This window comes from Pseudomonas sp. PvP027 (assembly GCF_017833005.1).
GTDB lineage: Bacteria > Pseudomonadota > Gammaproteobacteria > Pseudomonadales > Pseudomonadaceae > Aquipseudomonas > Aquipseudomonas congelans.
On sequence record NZ_JAFIBK010000001.1, the window covers coordinates 1,194,353 to 1,211,136 of the forward strand.

At 59.1% G+C, this 16,784-nt stretch carries 16 protein-coding genes; 7 read left to right on the plus strand and 9 right to left on the minus strand.

Features of this window, described 5'->3' with window-relative positions:
* Positions 1-90: 90 nt before the first annotated feature.
* Positions 91-1,353, minus strand: a complete 1,263-nt coding sequence (locus JOE33_RS04570; RefSeq protein WP_187626114.1) for a M20/M25/M40 family metallo-hydrolase — start codon at positions 1,351-1,353, stop codon at positions 91-93.
* Between the two features lie 240 nt (positions 1,354-1,593).
* Between JOE33_RS04570 and JOE33_RS04575 the strand changes: the two genes are divergently transcribed.
* Together JOE33_RS04575 and tal are read left to right on the plus strand one after the other, a co-directional pair.
* Positions 1,594-3,963: a TonB-dependent siderophore receptor gene (locus JOE33_RS04575; RefSeq protein WP_187626115.1), complete on the plus strand. Its 2,370-nt coding sequence runs from the start codon at positions 1,594-1,596 to the stop codon at positions 3,961-3,963.
* A gap of 207 nt (positions 3,964-4,170) precedes the next feature.
* Positions 4,171-5,103 carry a transaldolase gene (gene tal, locus JOE33_RS04580; protein WP_187626116.1) on the plus strand — a complete coding sequence of 311 codons (933 nt, stop codon included), beginning with the start codon at positions 4,171-4,173 and terminating at the stop codon, positions 5,101-5,103.
* 66 nt (positions 5,104-5,169) lie between these two features.
* On the opposite strand, the gene rssC is transcribed toward tal, so the two are convergent.
* On the minus strand, positions 5,170-5,655 hold the full coding sequence (gene rssC, locus JOE33_RS04585; RefSeq protein WP_003315067.1) for an anti-sigma factor antagonist RssC: 486 nt from the start codon (positions 5,653-5,655) through the stop codon (positions 5,170-5,172).
* Positions 5,652-6,836, minus strand: a complete 1,185-nt coding sequence (gene rssB, locus JOE33_RS04590) for a two-component system response regulator RssB (RefSeq protein WP_003315068.1) — start codon at positions 6,834-6,836, stop codon at positions 5,652-5,654. Before rssB ends, rssC begins: the two co-directional genes overlap by 4 nt.
* A 267-nt stretch (positions 6,837-7,103) precedes the next feature.
* Here rssB and JOE33_RS04595 point away from each other — a divergent pair, with 267 nt between their 5' ends.
* The gene (locus tag JOE33_RS04595; protein ID WP_010426782.1) at positions 7,104-7,403 is read left to right on the plus strand and encodes a PilZ domain-containing protein; all 300 of its coding nucleotides are present in this window, start codon (positions 7,104-7,106) and stop codon (positions 7,401-7,403) included.
* 89 nt (positions 7,404-7,492) lie between these two features.
* Here the strand turns inward: JOE33_RS04595 and JOE33_RS04600 are convergent, their stop codons facing one another.
* Positions 7,493-8,194: a VacJ family lipoprotein gene (locus JOE33_RS04600; protein ID WP_010426781.1), complete on the minus strand. Its 702-nt coding sequence runs from the start codon at positions 8,192-8,194 to the stop codon at positions 7,493-7,495.
* A 198-nt stretch (positions 8,195-8,392) separates the two neighbouring features.
* On the opposite strand from JOE33_RS04600, the gene JOE33_RS04605 reads away from it, so the two are divergent.
* Positions 8,393-9,001, plus strand: coding sequence for an HAD family phosphatase (locus JOE33_RS04605; protein WP_187626176.1), 609 nt, complete (start codon positions 8,393-8,395; stop codon positions 8,999-9,001).
* Between the two features lie 103 nt (positions 9,002-9,104).
* Positions 9,105-9,374: a DUF4404 family protein gene (locus tag JOE33_RS04610; protein WP_010426779.1), complete on the plus strand. Its 270-nt coding sequence runs from the start codon at positions 9,105-9,107 to the stop codon at positions 9,372-9,374.
* 152 nt (positions 9,375-9,526) lie between these two features.
* On the opposite strand, the gene queF is transcribed toward JOE33_RS04610, so the two are convergent.
* The 4 genes from queF to JOE33_RS04630 all read right to left on the minus strand — a co-directional run bounded on the left by queF (position 9,527) and on the right by JOE33_RS04630 (position 13,749).
* Positions 9,527-10,357, minus strand: coding sequence for an NADPH-dependent 7-cyano-7-deazaguanine reductase QueF (gene queF, locus JOE33_RS04615; RefSeq protein WP_187626175.1), 831 nt, complete (start codon positions 10,355-10,357; stop codon positions 9,527-9,529).
* 130 nt (positions 10,358-10,487) lie between these two features.
* Complete coding sequence (locus tag JOE33_RS04620; protein ID WP_010426777.1) at positions 10,488-11,732, minus strand: lipoprotein-releasing ABC transporter permease subunit; 1,245 nt, start codon at positions 11,730-11,732, stop codon at positions 10,488-10,490.
* 75 nt (positions 11,733-11,807) lie between these two features.
* Positions 11,808-12,491, minus strand: a complete 684-nt coding sequence (gene lolD, locus JOE33_RS04625) for a lipoprotein-releasing ABC transporter ATP-binding protein LolD (RefSeq protein ID WP_172452211.1) — start codon at positions 12,489-12,491, stop codon at positions 11,808-11,810.
* 7 nt (positions 12,492-12,498) lie between these two features.
* Complete coding sequence (locus JOE33_RS04630; protein WP_187626174.1) at positions 12,499-13,749, minus strand: lipoprotein-releasing ABC transporter permease subunit; 1,251 nt, start codon at positions 13,747-13,749, stop codon at positions 12,499-12,501.
* Between the two features lie 102 nt (positions 13,750-13,851).
* On the opposite strand from JOE33_RS04630, the gene JOE33_RS04635 reads away from it, so the two are divergent.
* A complete protein-coding gene (locus tag JOE33_RS04635; protein WP_003315079.1) occupies positions 13,852-14,439 on the plus strand; it encodes a PilZ domain-containing protein in 588 nt (195 codons plus the stop codon).
* 44 nt (positions 14,440-14,483) lie between these two features.
* The gene (locus tag JOE33_RS04640; RefSeq protein ID WP_010426774.1) at positions 14,484-15,206 is read left to right on the plus strand and encodes a glycerophosphodiester phosphodiesterase; all 723 of its coding nucleotides are present in this window, start codon (positions 14,484-14,486) and stop codon (positions 15,204-15,206) included.
* A gap of 42 nt (positions 15,207-15,248) precedes the next feature.
* Here JOE33_RS04640 and sthA read toward each other — a convergent pair whose 3' ends face one another.
* The gene (gene sthA / locus JOE33_RS04645; protein ID WP_032611438.1) at positions 15,249-16,643 is read right to left on the minus strand and encodes a Si-specific NAD(P)(+) transhydrogenase; all 1,395 of its coding nucleotides are present in this window, start codon (positions 16,641-16,643) and stop codon (positions 15,249-15,251) included.
* Between the last annotated feature and the right edge of the window lie 141 nt (positions 16,644-16,784).

Here is a 16,784-nt window from a genome sequence, read left to right on the forward strand (position 1 = left end):
TATCGGCGGTCAGGTCAATCGCAATGCCCGGCACATCGACAGATGGCGTGGGCCGGAGACCACGCCTGTCAGCGCTCACCTCACAAGCCGTCAGGGCGTTGCATCCCCCTTCGACAACTGCGTAATCAGCGCCACGGTCAGGTAAAGCCTGGGCGCGATGCTCGATAACTCGATGTATTCATCGTCGGCGTGCAGACCCGCGCCGACCACGCCCATGGTTTCGAGCACCGCAGGCTTCGCACTGCCCGGTACATAGGCATAGCCCGCGTCGGTACCGAAACGCATGGCAATCGGCTCCAGAGTGCGGCCTGTTTTCTGGTAGAGCGTCTGCGCGGTTTTCGCCAGCTGTTCGGAGCCAGGGTTTCTGGCCAGCGGCGGTCGGCCTTTTTCCATTCGCAAGGTCACTTCGGTGCCATCGACCAGCGTCTTCTTCACGATCTTTTGTCCATCAGCCAGTACCCGGTCGCTCTCGCTGAGGTCGGAATAGCGCATGTCCGCCTCGGCCGACGCGCTGGATGGAATGATGTTGCGCTTCTCCCCGCCCTTGATCAGCGTCCAGTTGACGGTCGTGCCTTTGCCCGGGTCGCCGAGGTCCTTGAGCTGCAGCAGCTGATGCGCCAGCTCGATGGCCGCATTGCGCCCGGCCTCTGGAGCGGAGCCTGCGTGTGACGATTTGCCTTTGACGTCGAGAAGCAAGCCATTGATGCCGTTGGTGGCGACAGTGACGGCATCCTTGTCAGGCGGCTCGTACGAAAACACGTAGTCATGCTGGCGAGCGAGTTCGGCGATGACTTTTTTCGAGCCGCTGGAGCCGGTCTCCTCGTCCGGGTTGAAGAGCACAGTGAGCGTGCCGAACTCCTTGAACTGCTCATCCTGCAACAGCTGCAGCGCATGCAGAATCATCGCCACGCCACCCTTGGCATCTGCCACCCCGGGACCATAGGCGCGCTCGCTATCGAGCCTGAAGGGACGCTTGGCGGCGGTGCCCGGCCCGAACACCGTGTCGTAGTGGACCATCAACAGAAAAGAGCGTGTGCCGTTGCCTTTGAAAGTGCCGACGATATTGTTCCCCGCCGAAGGCTCTGCCGGCGTGGTGGAGACTTCCGCGCCCAGCGCCTTGAGACGTTCGACCAGCATCGCGCTGACGGTCTTCAGCCCGTGTGCCTGGCCGGTGCCTGTGTCGATATCGACCAACTGCCGGACAGTGTCGAGGTAGGCCGGCTGTTCGGCCTGGGCTTTTTTCAGCAACTGATCGGGTGACAGCTCGGCGGCGTTGGCAGCCATGGAAAACAGGCCCATGGAAACCAGGGAAAGTCCGATTGCGGCAGTGATGGGGAAGCGTCGTGAATGCATGCTGGTTCCTTCAGATGATCGCGAGTTGAACAGCATCTTTACCCCAATGCGCCGCTCGACGCCACAGGCGAGGCTTGTGCAGAAAATATGTATGAGAATGTAACTGATAGTGATTAGCGTTTAGTAAAGCGCAAAAAAGTTGTTAGTCTCGCCCCGCCGCTGCCCGTCACCACTGTTGCGACAGGCACGCCATCTGCGACATGTACTGCCACGTCCTCAGCCCTTGCAGGAATGACCCTAATGCTTCGTCCGTTTCTCCCTTCGCTGACCGGTCTTATAGTCCTCGGGCTTTCAGCCACCGCTGTGGCAGCCCCCGTTCAACTCGATCTGCCCGCACAACCGCTCTCCAGGTCGCTGACACAACTGAGTCAGGCAAGCGGCCTGCAGATATCAGTTGATGACTCCCTGATTGCAAGCAAGCAGGCCCCGGCAGTCAGAGGCAGCCTGGAACCGGCTCAGGCATTGAGCCGAATACTGCTGGGCAGCGGCCTTGATGCGCGGGTGCAGGGCAATGCCGCGAAGGTGTTCCAGCCAGCCAGCAATGGCCCCATGACGCTGGGCAACGTGGATATCAGCGCTCAAACGGGAATCGCTGGAATGGCCACTACGGAAGGCAGCGGCTCGTATACGACCGGATCGATGAACAGCGCGACCAAACTGCCTCTCTCGATTCGCGAGACGCCGCAGTCGGTGAGCGTGATCACCCGCCAGCGCATTGAAGATCAAGGCATGAACGACCTCAATGATGTGGTCAAATATGCACCCGGCGTCACACTGCGCAAGTTCGGCTCGGACCGCCAGCAGTTTCTGGCGCGCGGCTTTGCCATCGATAACCTGATGTATGACGGTCTGCCGACAATCGTCAGCACCTTTACACTGGACACCATTTCCGGTGCCGATCTGGCGCTGTACGACCGCGTCGAGGTGGTTCGTGGGGCGACGGGGCTGATGACCGGCGCGGGCAGTCCATCGGCGACGCTGAACCTGATCCGCAAGCGTCCTACCGCGACTCCGCAAGTCAGCGTGACTGCCAGTGCAGGGAGTTGGGACCGTTACCGTACCGAAGTGGACGCGTCGAACCGGCTCAACGATTCCGGTACGTTGCGCGGCCGCGTGGTGACGGCCTATGAAACGGGCAACAGTTTTGTCGATGAGCGCCATAAAGAGCGCCAGACGTTCTATGGCGTACTGGAAGCCGATCTCAGCGATTCGACCACGTGGACCATCGGAGCCTCGAAACAGCGCGATGACGCGACCTCCGACTGGGGCAGCCTGCCGTCCGGTCCGAACGGCGAGAATCTTGGCCTGCCGCGCTCCACGTTCCTGAGCAACGACTGGGCCTACTGGGACAGGCAGAACGTCAGCCTCTTCACTGACCTGACCCATCATTTCGACAACGGCTGGAGCAGCAAGCTGGCAGCGACCAGAATCTGGGCGGAGTCCGACATGTACTCCAACTACCTGACCGCCAACGGCACCGGCTACGGCCAGGCAGCCGGCCAGTACGACACCACGGATGTGCAGACCAGTCTCGACGGCTCACTGTCGGGCCCGTTCCAGCTGTTTGGCCGAGAGCATGAGCTGATGCTCGGGGTCAGTCGTCGCGAAGAGAAGTTTGACCAGAAAGGCGGTTTCTACGGCTCCACGCCAATCGATATCTACCACTTCAATCCCAATGTGATTGCAAAACCAGACCCTGCCACGCGCACTGCCTATGTCAGCCAGAACACCGCCACCGAGGAAGGTGTCTACGCTGCTGCGCGTTTCAACCCGATTGATCCGTTGCACCTTATCGTCGGCAGCCGGGTGAGCTGGTACGACTACCAGAATCGTTCGGCCAATAATGGTGACTACAAGGTCATACGCGAAGTCACGCCCTACGCCGGTGTTGTCTATGACCTGAACGACACCTACTCGGCCTACGCCAGCTATACAGAGATCTTCAAGCCGCAAAACCAGCTGGACGCGGGAGGCGGCGTGCTTGACCCGATGACCGGCGAAAGTTATGAGATCGGTCTGAAAGGCGAGTACTTCGACGGCGGCCTGAATGCCTCGCTGGCAGTCTTCGACATGACCCAGGAAAACCGCGCGTATGCCATCGTCAACCCGCCAGCCACCTGCCAGCAGCAGAATCGCGTCTGTTACGAAGCCGCCGGAGAAGTGCGCAGCCGGGGTATCGACGCAGAAATCACCGGCCAGCTGACACCTGACTGGCAGGCCTCTGCCTCCTACACACTGGTGTTGAGCCAGTACGTGAAGGACCGGACCAATGACAAGGGCGACCTGTTTGCGCCCAACCAACCGAAACACCTGTTCAAGGCAGCAACGTCCTATCACCTGCCCGGCAACCTGAACAAATGGCGCGTGGGCGCAGATGTCCTGGCACAAAGCGAGACGTACAATCGGGTCGGCAACGGTCACTCCGTGCAGGATGCCTATGCGGTCGTGGGCCTGATGGCAGGCTACCGGTTCGACGAGCACTGGGACGCGCGAGTCAACCTCAACAACGTATTCGACGAAAAATACTGGCAAGGCATTCCGCTGGCCACCGGCAGCGGCGTGTACGGCGACCCGCGCAATCTGATGGTCTCGCTGAAGTGGTCGCTGTGAATCCTGCAGCATGCAGGTCGCTCTAAAGAGCTTAAATTCATATAAAGGGAACAAGCAGTCGGTGCGAGGCTCAAAACAGTCTAGACAAAGGTATTCACGACAATGCCGTCCCTCAAGGCCTATCATCGACAGCAGTAAACGCTGCGGCCTTGAGTGGTCGGCAGCGCTCGGGTAATGTCATCCAACCGCACAGGACAGAGCACGCTCATGACTTCCAAGCTGGATCAACTCAAGAAATTCACCACCGTTGTTGCTGACACCGGCGACTTCGGCGCAATCAAGAGCCTCAAGCCTCAAGATGCAACCACCAACCCTTCTCTGCTGCTCAAGGCAGCTTCGAGCGAAAGCAATAAAGCGATGCTCGAAGAGGCATTCGCCCGTGGCAAAGGCGACATAGGCCTGGCCTGCGACCATTTCGCAGTGGCCATCGGTCAGGAGATTCTCAAGGTCGTACCCGGCCGAGTGTCCACTGAAGTGGACGCCCGACTGTCCTTCGACACCAACGCGCTGATCGAACGCAGTGAACGCCTGATCGGCCTTTACAACGCTGCCGGTGTCGAAAACGATCGTGTGCTGGTGAAGCTTGCCTCCACCTGGGAAGGTATCCGCGCCGCCGAATACCTTGAGAAGAAAGGTATCCAGACCAACCTGACGTTGCTGTTTTCCTTTGCCCAGGCTGTGGCTTGCGCCGAGGCTGGCGTCTTCCTGATTTCGCCGTTCGTGGGCCGTATCTACGACTGGTACAAGAAGTCGACAGGCACCGATTACACCGGTGCAGAAGACCCGGGCGTGCAGTCGGTAACGCGCATCTACAATTATTACAAGTCCAACGACTTCAAGACTGTCGTGATGGGTGCCAGCTTCCGCAACCTTAATCAGATCGAACAGTTGGCCGGTTGTGATCGCCTGACCATCAGCACCGAGCTGCTCAAGCAATTGGCCGAAGACACCGGCATACTGGAGCGCAAGCTTGCTCCGGGCAATAATGCAGGTGAGCCACGTCAGAGCCTGACCGAGAGCCAGTTCCGCTGGAACTCCAACGAAGATGCCATGGCCACCGAGAAACTGGCCGAAGGCATTCGTCAGTTCGCTCGCGATCAGGAAAAACTGGAAGCGCTGCTTCCTGCCAAAAAAGCGTGATACGAAAAAAGGGCGGCACCCTCACGGGTGTCGCCCTTTCTGCTGCCTGCGATTTGGAGCAGCGGCCTAGCGCTGACCTTCCAGTGCGTTGACCAGATCATGGAACGCTTCACGATTCGAGTCGTTGAGGCCCATGAGGATCTTGTGCGCTTCAAGCACCTTGGCTTTCACCACTTCTTCGCACTGGTCCTGTGACGGCAGATCAGTCAGGCACTCAGGCCGCGGCAGAGGCCGGTCAACGATGTTGAAGACCTGATCAAAGCCCATCGACTGCAACAGGCGCGTGATGTCCTCGTGAGTGGTCACGAGGGTCGGCAACAGGCCCACCTTCTGGCGCGACAGAATCGACAGTTTGGCCAGCAGGCCAAGCGTAGTGCTGTCAATGCTGCGTGTCTCGGTCAGATCAATGACCACCGCCGAAAAATTCAGCGCAGTGAAGATGCGCTCGATAGTGGCATCCAGGGCCGAACACAGCGTCAACCGCACTTCACCCACGAACTTGAGAACGAAGGTGCCTTCCTGCTCGGCGAACTGGATTCTACCGGTACTCATTCAAGATTCCTGCTTAACACTAACAAGGCGATATCATCCGGCATCTCCCCTAGCGTTGCCAATTCAAAAACCCGCTGCAAGCCATCCAGGCTGCCGCCAGCCGTCTTGACCAATTCGGGAAGGACGGCTTCTTTCTCTTTGAGTGTATCACCGGGTAACAAGTCCAGTATGCCATCAGACAGCATGGTCAGACTAAAGGACTCGGGCAGATCGATTTCATGATCCTGGTAGGTGGCCTCGTTGAACAACCCGACCGGCAGCCCACGACCTTCCAGATAATGCGCCTGCCCTTCGGAATACAACACAGGCAATGGCAGATGTCCGCCCACTGCGTACGTCAGTTTACCTGACTCTTCGTCGATGACACCGCCGACCATCGTAACGTGCTTGCCCAGCTTGCAACTGATAAGGCCGCGGTTGATATGTCCCAGCACATCCGACGGCTTGAATTCCGGAAGCGTTCCGCCACGCTTGGATTCGAACAGCAGCCGCGTGGTCATGAACTTCAGCAGCACGGTAATGAACGCTGATGACGCACCATGCCCTGAAACATCGGCGAGATAGAAGGCAACGCGCCGTTCATCAACCCTGAAATAATCGACAAAATCGCCGGACAGATACAACGACGGAATAATCTGGTGCGCAAATTTGAACGCGTCAATCGACCACGGTGTGATCGGCAACATGTTCATCTGCACTTGCCGACCCGCGTCCTGGTCTTCCTGCAACAGGTGAAGGCTGGCTTCGAGTTCGCGATTGGCCTTTTCCAGCTTTTCGCGGTAGACCTGATTTTCAGTGAGCAGGCGGGCCCTATCCAGCGCACGACGCACTGAATGCTCGAGTACGGCAAGATCTTCGAGAGGCTTGATCAGGTAGTCGGCAGCGCCAAGGCGCAAGGCCTCGACTGCATCGCTCATCACACCCGCGCCGGAAACGACGATGACAGGCGTCTGCGGAGCAATGGCCGTGACCTGACGGATCAGCTCAAGCCCGCCCATCTGTGGCATGCGTAGATCGCAGACCACCAGATCGGGGTTCTCCTGCTCGAATATCTGAATTCCCTGCAAGCCGTTACTCGCTTGCAGAACGCTGAAGCCACTGTCTTCAAGGTAGGCGGCAAGGCTTGCGCGCACTACGTCGTCGTCATCGATAATCAGCAGCTTGGCACTGGTTTTTGGCATGGGGGCAAACGGCGCCAGATCAGGTTGGCGTAGGCAGCCCGGGATTACCGGAAGCCGCTTACTGGATTCGCTTCTAGCCTCTCCGCAATAACACGCAACAACTTGATAAGTCTGTCGTGTTTCAGAGGTGCCCTTCAAGGCGCAGACGGTACTCCCATCCGACGGGTGTTTCAAGCATGCTCCCACCCTCACTTTGCGCTCTTTACATCGCAAATCACCCAGAGTTATAAGAACTCACAAATCAGCAACTAAAACGAAGGACTGTACATGAGTCGAAATGATCGCGACTACGAGGAAAAGCGGGATTACATCCGCATGCGCGTCGATGCAGACGTCAACCTGATCCACGCCGGTCAGGTGATTCCCGCCGTATGCATTGACCTTTCCAGCTCTGGCATGCAGGTTCAGGCGCCACGCTCGTTCCAGGTCGGAGACAAACTCAGCGTGCGCATTGACTCTGACCATCCTGCGCTCAAGGGGCTTGAAGCCGAAACCGAGGTGGTTTGGGTGAATGATGAAGAAGGTGGCGGACAGAAACTGGGGCTTTCAATCCTCTCTATGAAGTGAAAGCAGACGGAACCGGTTCACACTTTTACAAAATAATAAAGGCGACCCCGGGGTCGCCTTTATTGATTCATACAGAGGCAAAGTAGCGATTAAAAATCGTCTTCGACCTTGCCATCCTTGACCTTGAACTCGCGGTTCTGCAAATAGGCATTGCGAATGAAGGTGTAGCGATCGCCACTGACCATGCGCTCGGCAGACAGCAGGCTGGCCCGCGTATCGACCAGATTGACGCCCAGCGCCGTGTTACGGGTCGGGACGTGATCGATGTAGCGGTAGGGCGAGGTGTAGGTGTCCGGGTACTTGGCGAATGCATCACGTACGGTGCTTGGCCCCAGCAACGGAATGACCACGAACGGGCCGCTCGGCACGCCCCAGTAGCCCAGCGTCTGGCCGAAGTCTTCATCGTTGCGTTGCAGGCCCATGCGGGTGCCCACGTCGATGAAGCCCAGCAGGCCGAAAGTGGTGTTGACGATCAGGCGTGCGGTATCGACGCCAGCCGCTTCAGGCTTGGCCTGCAGCACGTTGTTCGCCAGGTTGCCGACATCACCGATGTTGCTGAAGAAGTTATGGATACCGTCTTCGACGAATTGCGGCGCGATGTACTGATACCCCTTGGCCAGCGGCTTGAGCGTGTAGGCATCAAGGGTATCGTTGAAGGTAAAAATGGAACGGTTGATACCTTCCCATGGATCGTCCTCGGCGGCCTGAACGGCTACCGGAAGCAGCGCCATGCCTGCACACAGGGACAATTGCACCAAACGTTTGATAAAGCCTGCACCGGTCACGGGCATAGCTGACACTCCTGATCGAGATATCGAAATAATGACGCGGGTGCTACGCCCCACACGCTAGGACAGGGAGTATAAAGCCTTCTGTCGAGAATAAGGCAGGTCTGTCAGCAAAGGGTTCCGCATAAACTCCGTCATCGCACATTCATCGAAGTGTCACAAAAGATCGGTAGCGTTTCTCGATATTTCAGAGAGATCCTCATGCTCGCCCCGGTCCTCACGCCTCTGCCAACCTTCCCTGCCCTGCTGTTCGGCCTCAGCGGCTGCCTGGTGGACTTCGGCGCGCAGGCCGCAAACTCGCGCGCACCCGGCCATGAACACACGCAGTTCACACCGGGTGCAAAGGCTATTCTGCAGACGCTACGCGACCAGAGCATGCCTTGCGCCTGGCTCGATGAGCTGCCTGATAGCTTAAGTGCCGCACTGGCCGTGCCGGTGAGTGAATGGATGATTCCCGCCCCCCGTCCGACCGCAGGCTGGCCCGCCCCGGATGCCTGCTGGATGGCATTGATGGCCCTGAAAGTCAGTCAGCTGGATGGCTGCGTACTGATCAGCGGCGACCCGCGCCTGTTGCAGTCCGGGCTGAACGCCGGGCTGTGGACCATTGGCCTGGCATCCTGCGGACCGCTGTGCGGGCTCTCGCCTTCTCAATGGCAGGCTCTCAGCGATGCCGAACGCGAACAGCGACGCGCGCAGGCCACACTCAAACTCTATTCGCTGGGGGTGCATTCGGTGATCGACCACCTGGGCGAACTGGAATCCTGCCTGGCCGACATTGCCCTGCGACGCAGCAAGGGCGAAAAACCCTGATACATATGCACACGGGCGCTGACTGGATTAGTCTTGATTGAACATGGACCTTTAGCTCTTCGGCGAAGTCCATGAGACAGACTTATCAATCAAGGAGCACGTCATGCCCGCCCGCGAACTGCAAGAACAACTCAATACCCTGCGCGAGCAACTGGAGCATAACCCGCCGATGTCAGAGTCCGAGCGGGAAGACCTGCGCGAACTCATGAAACAAATTGAAACTAAAATCGAGCTGGAACAGGCCACTCACGAGCAGGACAGCAGCTTGGCTGATAACGTGAATCTGGCCGTCGAGCGTTTCGAGCTGGAGCATCCGACCATTGCTGGCACCTTGCGCAACATCGTGCAGACGCTGGGCAATATCGGAGTCTGATCGGGTAATGCCGCTCTGCTGGCTCTGCGTCCGGCCGCTGATGCGCGGTGCGACGCGGAGCCTCGGCACTACTGACACCTATCGTTCCACACGCTCCGCTTGGGAATGCCGTTCCAGACGCTCTGCGTCCACTCCCCGCGCTCAAAAAAATACTACTGCCTCGCCAGCCTGCGATTGTCCACGTCGAGCGTTTCAGTGCTGCGGTACGGGTTGATGTCCAGACCACCGCGGCGCACATAGCGTGCATACACGGTGAGCTTCTCCGGCTTGAGCAAGCGCTGCAGGTCGAGGAAGATTCTTTCCACACATTGCTCATGAAAGTCCGAGTGCTGACGGAAGCTGACGATATACGCCAGCAGGCTGGCGTGATCCAGCGCTGCACCGCGATACTCGACCACTACGCTGCCCCAGTCAGGCTGGCTGGTGACCGGGCAGTTGGATTTGAGCAGATGACTGTGCACGCTCTCCTCCACCACCTGCGAATCATCACAACGCAGCAACTCGGGTTGCGGTCGGTCGTAGCTGCTCACCGAGATGTCCAGGTCGTCGATACACATGCCCGGTAGCGCCGCGACACCTTCTTCTTCGATTTCCGCCAGGCTGCGAATACGCACGCCGACCGGCTTGCCCGCAGCAGCCGACAGGTCCTGTTCGAGGGTGGTCTGCAGCTGTTCGACGCTCGCAAAAGCCGTCTGATTCAACGAATTGAGGTACAGCTTGAAGGACTTCGATTCGATGATGTTCGGCGATTCGGCAGGGATACTGAACTCACCAATGGCCACCACCGGCTTGCCGGAAGGCAGCAGCCACGACAGCTCGTAGCAGTTCCAGAAATCGACACCCTGATAGGGCAGCGTCTCAGCGGTGAGCCCAAGCTCGGCCCATTTCGCGGCACGAGGAATCGGGAACAACAGCGACGGCGTGTAGGTGGCGATGTACTCACTGGACTTGCCCAGCGGCGAGTGTTCGGCTGCGGGATGCATGGCGATACCTGGATCATGAATTAACGCGGCGAGTTTATAGCGTTTGCGTGGGGCTTTCAGCGAAAATCCGCTCTGCCCCGCCCCCCTCGCGGACCACACTGCGGCCTCAACGAGGGTGGCTCAGGCCCGATCACTCGTAACGCAGCGCGTGCGCCGGCTGGATCTGGGCGGCGCGCCATGCGGGGTAGATGGTCGCCAGAAAGCTCAGGATAAACCCGGCACTGCAGATCAGCAGCACGTCACCGGCCTGCAGTTCGGAAGGCAGGTTGCTGATGAAATACACATCGGAACTGAAGATGTGCTGGCCGCTGACCCGCTCGATCCAGCCCACCAGACTGCTGACGTTCAGCGCCGCAATAATCCCCAGGATGCCGCCGATCAACGTACCAACGATGCCGATGACGGTGCCCTGAACCACGAAGATCGCCATGATCTGCCGCGGCGTGGCGCCGATGGTGCGCAGGATGGCGATGTCTGCGCCCTTGTCGTTGACCACCATGATCAGCGTGGCAATGATGTTGAACGCTGCCACGGCAACGATCATCAGCAGCAACAGACCGATCATGGTCTTTTCCATCTTCATGGCACTGAACAGGCTGCCCTGGGTGTGGGTCCAGTCATCGGCGCGATAGCCATCACCCAGACCGGCGGCGATGGCGGTGGACACCTGAGGCGCCTTGTACAGATCCTTTAGCGCCAGTCGCACGCCTTGAACCTGATTGGGCTGCCAGCGTTGCATCTGTGCCGCATCGGCGATGTTGATCAGGCCCATCGAACCATCCAGCTCGGCACCGACCTTGAAGATACCCACGACGGTCAAGCGTTGCAGGCGCGGCGTGATGCCGCCAGGGGCGCTGCTGACTTCCGGCACGATCAGGGTCAGCTTGTCGCCGATGCTCAAGCGAAAGCGGCGCGCGGTGATATCACCGAGCACTACACCGAACTCGCCCGGCTTGAGGTCTTCGAGACTTCCGCGGGTGATGTGTTGCGTGACGATCGACACCTCATGTTCCAGTGCCGGGTCGACACCGCTGATCTGGATCGGCTGCATCGAGCCCTTGTAGGACAGCATGCCTTCCATGTCGGTGAACGGCACGGCAGCGGTGACTTCAGGATTTTTCAGCGCAGCGTCGGCCAGCGGTTTCCAGTCATCCACCGGGGTGGTGCCGGCAATGACCGCGTGCGGCACCATGCCGAGAATCCGCGAGCTCATTTCCCGCTGGAAACCGTTCATGACCGACAGCACCACGATCATCGCCAGGACACCGAGTGCCAGACCGATCATCGAGGTCATCGAAATGAACGAGATGAAGCTTTTGCGGCGTTTGGCGCGGGTATAGCGCATGCCGATGAAGATGGGTAACGGTCTGAACATTCGCGAAGCACCGTGGAAAAATACACCGTATAAAAACTGGAACCCGACGCGATGAATTGCGCCGGGCCGGGTCGATCAGGCCTCGACGAGGCGGCCGTCTTCCAGACGCAGGACACGGTCCATTTGCCGCGCCAGACTCATGTCGTGAGTCACGATCAGAAACGCCGTGCGCGACGATGTGCTCAGTTCACGCATCAGGTCCTGAATGCCCTGCGCCGTGTGGTGATCGAGGTTACCGGTTGGCTCGTCAAGCATCACCAGACCCGGCTGATTGATCAAGGCACGGGCAATCGCCACACGCTGACGCTCGCCACCGGAAAGCTCCGACGGCTTGTGCGCCAGACGATGACCGAGGCCGACACGCTCCAGCAATGCGGTGGAACGCTTGCGGGCTTCGGGGATCGGCGTGCGGCCGATCAACAAAGGCATGCAGACGTTTTCAAGCGCGGTGAATTCGGGCAGCAGGTGGTGGAACTGGTAGACGAAACCCAACGCCCGGTTACGCAACAGGCCGCGAGCCTTTTCGCCCAGCGCCGACAACTCTTCACCTGCCAGCCAGACACTGCCTTCGGACGGCGTGTCCAGCCCGCCCAGCAGGTTGAGCAAGGTACTTTTGCCCGACCCCGAACTGCCGACGATCGCGACACGCTCGCCAGGGTGCAACTCCAGCTGCAGACCGGACAACACCACCACGGACTCCGGGCCTTCCTCGTAGGATTTACCCAGGTTGCGGCAACTCAATACTGCTTTATCAGACATGCCCGACTCACTCATAACGTAACGCCTCCGCCGGCTGGGTGCGCGCAGCACGCCAGGCGGGATACAGGGTGGCGAGGAAACTCAGGACCAACGCCGCACCGCAGACCTGGAACACGTCCTGGGCCATCAGTTGCGAAGGCAGGTAATCAATGAAGTAGACGTCGGCATTGAGAAACTTGTGGCCGATCAGCCCTTCGAGTGCAGAAATGGCAGCACTGACATTGAGCGCCGCGAGAATACCCAGTGCCGCGCCGATCAGCGTACCGACCACGCCGATCACCGTACCCTGGACCATGAATATCGCCATGATCTGTCGCGGGGTAGCGCCCAGAGTACGCAGAATGGCAATGTCGCCCTTCTTGTCATTGACCACCATCACCAGCGTGGAAATGATGTTGAAGGCCGCCACCGCCACGATCAGCAGCAGCAACAGACCGATCATGGCTTTTTCCATGCGGATGGCCTGGTACAGGTTGCCGTGGGTGCGCGTCCAGTCACGCGAGTAGAAATTGTTTTCGCCCAGCTTCTGCGCGATTTCCCACGAGGTACGGGGCGCCGCGAACAGATCGTCGAACTTGAGACGCAGCCCCTGCACCTGATTGGGCTTCCAGCGGTGCAGGCGACCCAGGTCATCCAGGTTGGTCAGCCCCAGGAAACCGTCGATTTCGCCAGCGCCGACGTGAAAGATGCCGGTCACTTCGAAACGTTTCATGCGTGGGAACATCCCGGCGGGCGTCACCGTCACCTCGGGGGCGACGAAAGTCAGCTTGTCACCAATGCCGACGCCCAGCTTGGCCGCAGCCTTGTCGCCGATCATGATGCCGAAGCTGCCGGGCGACAGGCTGTCGAGCCGGCCCTGCTTGATGAAGTGGTCAATGATCGAGACCTTGCGCTCTTCAGTCGGGTCTATACCGTTGAGCAGCACTTTCTGCACCTTGCCGTCGTGGGTCAGCAAGCCCTGCATCTGGGTGAACGGCGCAACGGCCAGCACCTGCGGGTTTTCCTGAACCTTCGCAGCCAGACCGCGCCAGTCGGTGATCGGATCAGCGGATTCGATGGTCGCGTGCGGCACCATGCCGAGCACGCGGGTACGCATTTCGTGATCGAAACCATTCATCACCGATAACACGACTATCATGACCACAACGCCCAGGGCGAGGCCGATCATGGAGGTCAGGGAGATGAAGGAAACAAAATGATTGCGTCGCTTCGCACGGGTGTAGCGCGTGCCGACAAATACAAAAAGAGGTCTGAACATGTAGGAATTTGTTCGCAGGAATGAGGACGTCCGTGTGGCGGGCCTTGACGTGCAGCTTTACACTCGAAACTCTCTGACCACCGCCGCTAGCTTGGGTTCGCCATGTCGACATTAGATGAAGCAGGACGCCGCGAATACTACCGTATCGACGACAGCGTCGCACTGGAAATTAACCCCCTGTCTGCCGCCGACCAGGCAAGCCAGGATGCCATGCAGGACACCTCGACGCTGTTCGACCTGCTCAGCGAGCTGCACGTCAGCGAGTTCGAGTCGCAGCATTTGATGCGCCAGCTCGACGAGCGCGACCGCGTACTGAACAGTTTTCTCAAGTCGCTGAGCAAGCGCATCGACTTGCTGGGCGAAGTGGTTGCCCACACCGCACTGGGCAAGCTGGGTGCTCCCCAGCCGGTCAAACTGTCCGAAGGCGGCATTCAGTTCAATTCGCAACAGGCTTTTGCAGTCGGCGAACAACTGTCGATCAAGATGGTGCTCATGCCCCAGGCCGCAGGTTTGATGCTGCGCGCCAGGGTCTGCCAGTGCGACACGCTGGCAGACGGCAATTTCGATATCAGTACCGAGTTCGTCAATCTCCCGGACGCCCAGCGCCAGCTACTCGCCCGCCACGTGTTGCAGCGTCAGGCTCAGCAGCGACGTCAGGCGCTGGAACAGGGCCAGCCATCCGGAAACTGAACGCCCTGCCCCTTTATCACTATCAGTAGCAGCCAGGAGTAAACGTGACCCTTATCTACGGCCACCGCGGCGCCAAGGGCGAAGCACCGGAAAACACCCTGACCAGCTTTCAGGAATGCCTCAAGCACGGCGTGCGCCGCTGTGAACTGGACCTGCATCTTTCAAAGGATGGAGAGTTGATGGTCATTCATGACCCGACCCTCAAGCGCACCACCGACCGACGCGGCAAGGTCAACGAACACCTGGCAGCCGATCTGGTGACGTACGACGCGCGCAAGGGTGGTCCTGGCTGGGTCTCGCCGTGCCCGATTCCACGTCTGGAAGAACTCTTCGAACAATGCGATTTCGAGCACTGGCAGTTGGAAGTCAAAAGCGCTTCACGTACTCGCGCCGCCAATACCGTGCTGGCGATTCGTGAAATGGCTCAGCGCCATGGCGTGCTGGACAAGGTGACGATCACCTCCAGCTCTCGCGAAGTGCTGCGCGCCGCCCTGGACCTGACGCCGGACATCTCGCGCGGGCTGGTAGCCGAGTACGCCTGGCTCGACCCGTTGAAGGTCGCCCAGAGCTACGGCTGTGAAATTCTGGCATTGAACTGGACACTGTGTACCCCGGAGCGTCTGCAGAAAGCACAGCGTCAGGGCCTGCATGTGTCGGTGTGGACAGTCAACGAGCCTGCACTGATGCGCAGGCTCGCTGATTTCGGCGTCGACAGCCTGATTACAGACTTTCCCGGTTTGGCCACCGCCACGCTCGGGAATCACTGAAATCGGTCTCCCCGGCCGGCTCAGGCCACCGGCCGGAGTCGCTTAAAAAAGCCGGTTGAGGCCGTCGTATGCAGCTACCCGATAGGCTTCGGCCATGGTCGGGTAGTTGAACGTGGTGTTGACGAAGTACTTCATGGTGTTCGCTTCACCCGGCTGGCTCATGATTGCCTGACCGATGTGCACGATCTCGGACGCCTGGTCACCGAAGCAATGCACACCCAGCACCTCGAGCGTCTCGCGGTGGAACAGGATCTTCAGCATCCCGACCCGCTCCCCGGAAATCTGCGCACGCGCCATGCCCTTGAAGAATGCCTTGCCCACTTCGTAAGGCACCTTGGCCTGAGTCAGTTCGTGTTCGTTCTTGCCGATCGAGCTAATCTCGGGAATGGTGTAGATCCCGGTCGGCACATCGTTGACATATCGCCAGCTGCCATTGTCGACCATGCTGCCCGCTGCCGAACGACCCTGGTCGTAAGCAGCACTGGCCAGGCTTGGCCAACCAATCACGTCGCCTGCCCCATAGACGTTGGAAACGCTGGTGCGGTAGGTCTCGTCCACTTCGATCTGACCACGGCCGTTGGCCTTCAGCCCGATGTTCTCGAGGCCCAGCTTGTCGGTGTTGCCGGTACGGCCGTTGCACCACAGCAAGGCATCGGCCTTGATCTTCTTGCCGGACTTGAGGTGCAGGATAACGCCGTTATCCAGACCCTCGACCTTCTCGTATTCCTCGTTGTGGCGAACCATCACGTTGTTGTTGCTGAAGTGATAGCTCAGCGCCTGGGAAATTTCCGAATCCAGGAAACTCAGCAACTGGTCACGGTTGTCCACCAGTTCGACCAGCACGCCAAGGCCACTGAAGATCGAGGCGTATTCGCAGCCGATCACACCGGCGCCATAGATGATCAGCTTGCGCGGGGTATGGCCCAGGCTGAGGATGGTGTCGCTGTCGTAGATGCGTTTGTGACTGAAATCGATATCGGCCGGCCGATAAGGGCGCGAGCCGGTGGCGATGATGATCTGGTTGGCCACCAGCTTTTCCACCACACCGTTGGTGCAGACCACGTTGACGCTGGTCTCGTCGGCAAAACTGCCGGTACCGAAGAACACGTCGACGCGGTTGCGGGCGTAGTAACTGGTGCGCGAGGCCACTTGCTTGGAGATGACCATTTCGGCGTTTTTCAACACATCCGGAAACGAAAACCAGCGTGGCTCGCCGATGGCACGAAACATGGGATTGGTGTTGAACTGAATGATCTGCTTGACCGAGTGACGCAGGGCCTTGGACGGGATGGTGCCCAAATGGGTGCAGTTGCCGCCCACCTGCCGACGGCTGTCGACCATGGCGACCTTGCGCCCCGCCTTGGCGGCGTTCATTGCCGCGCCTTCTCCGGCAGGGCCGGAACCCAGTACCACTACGTCGTAGTTGTAGACAGCCATGCGTACTCCTTTAAACAGACCGAGGCGCCACTTTGGCATCTCTGGCTAAATCACGCGGCGCAGTCTAGCGCTGCACCGAGGCGGCGAACATTAACCCTTGGTCGCGTCGAAGGCCAATTTTTGTCAGCACGTGGTGCCAGT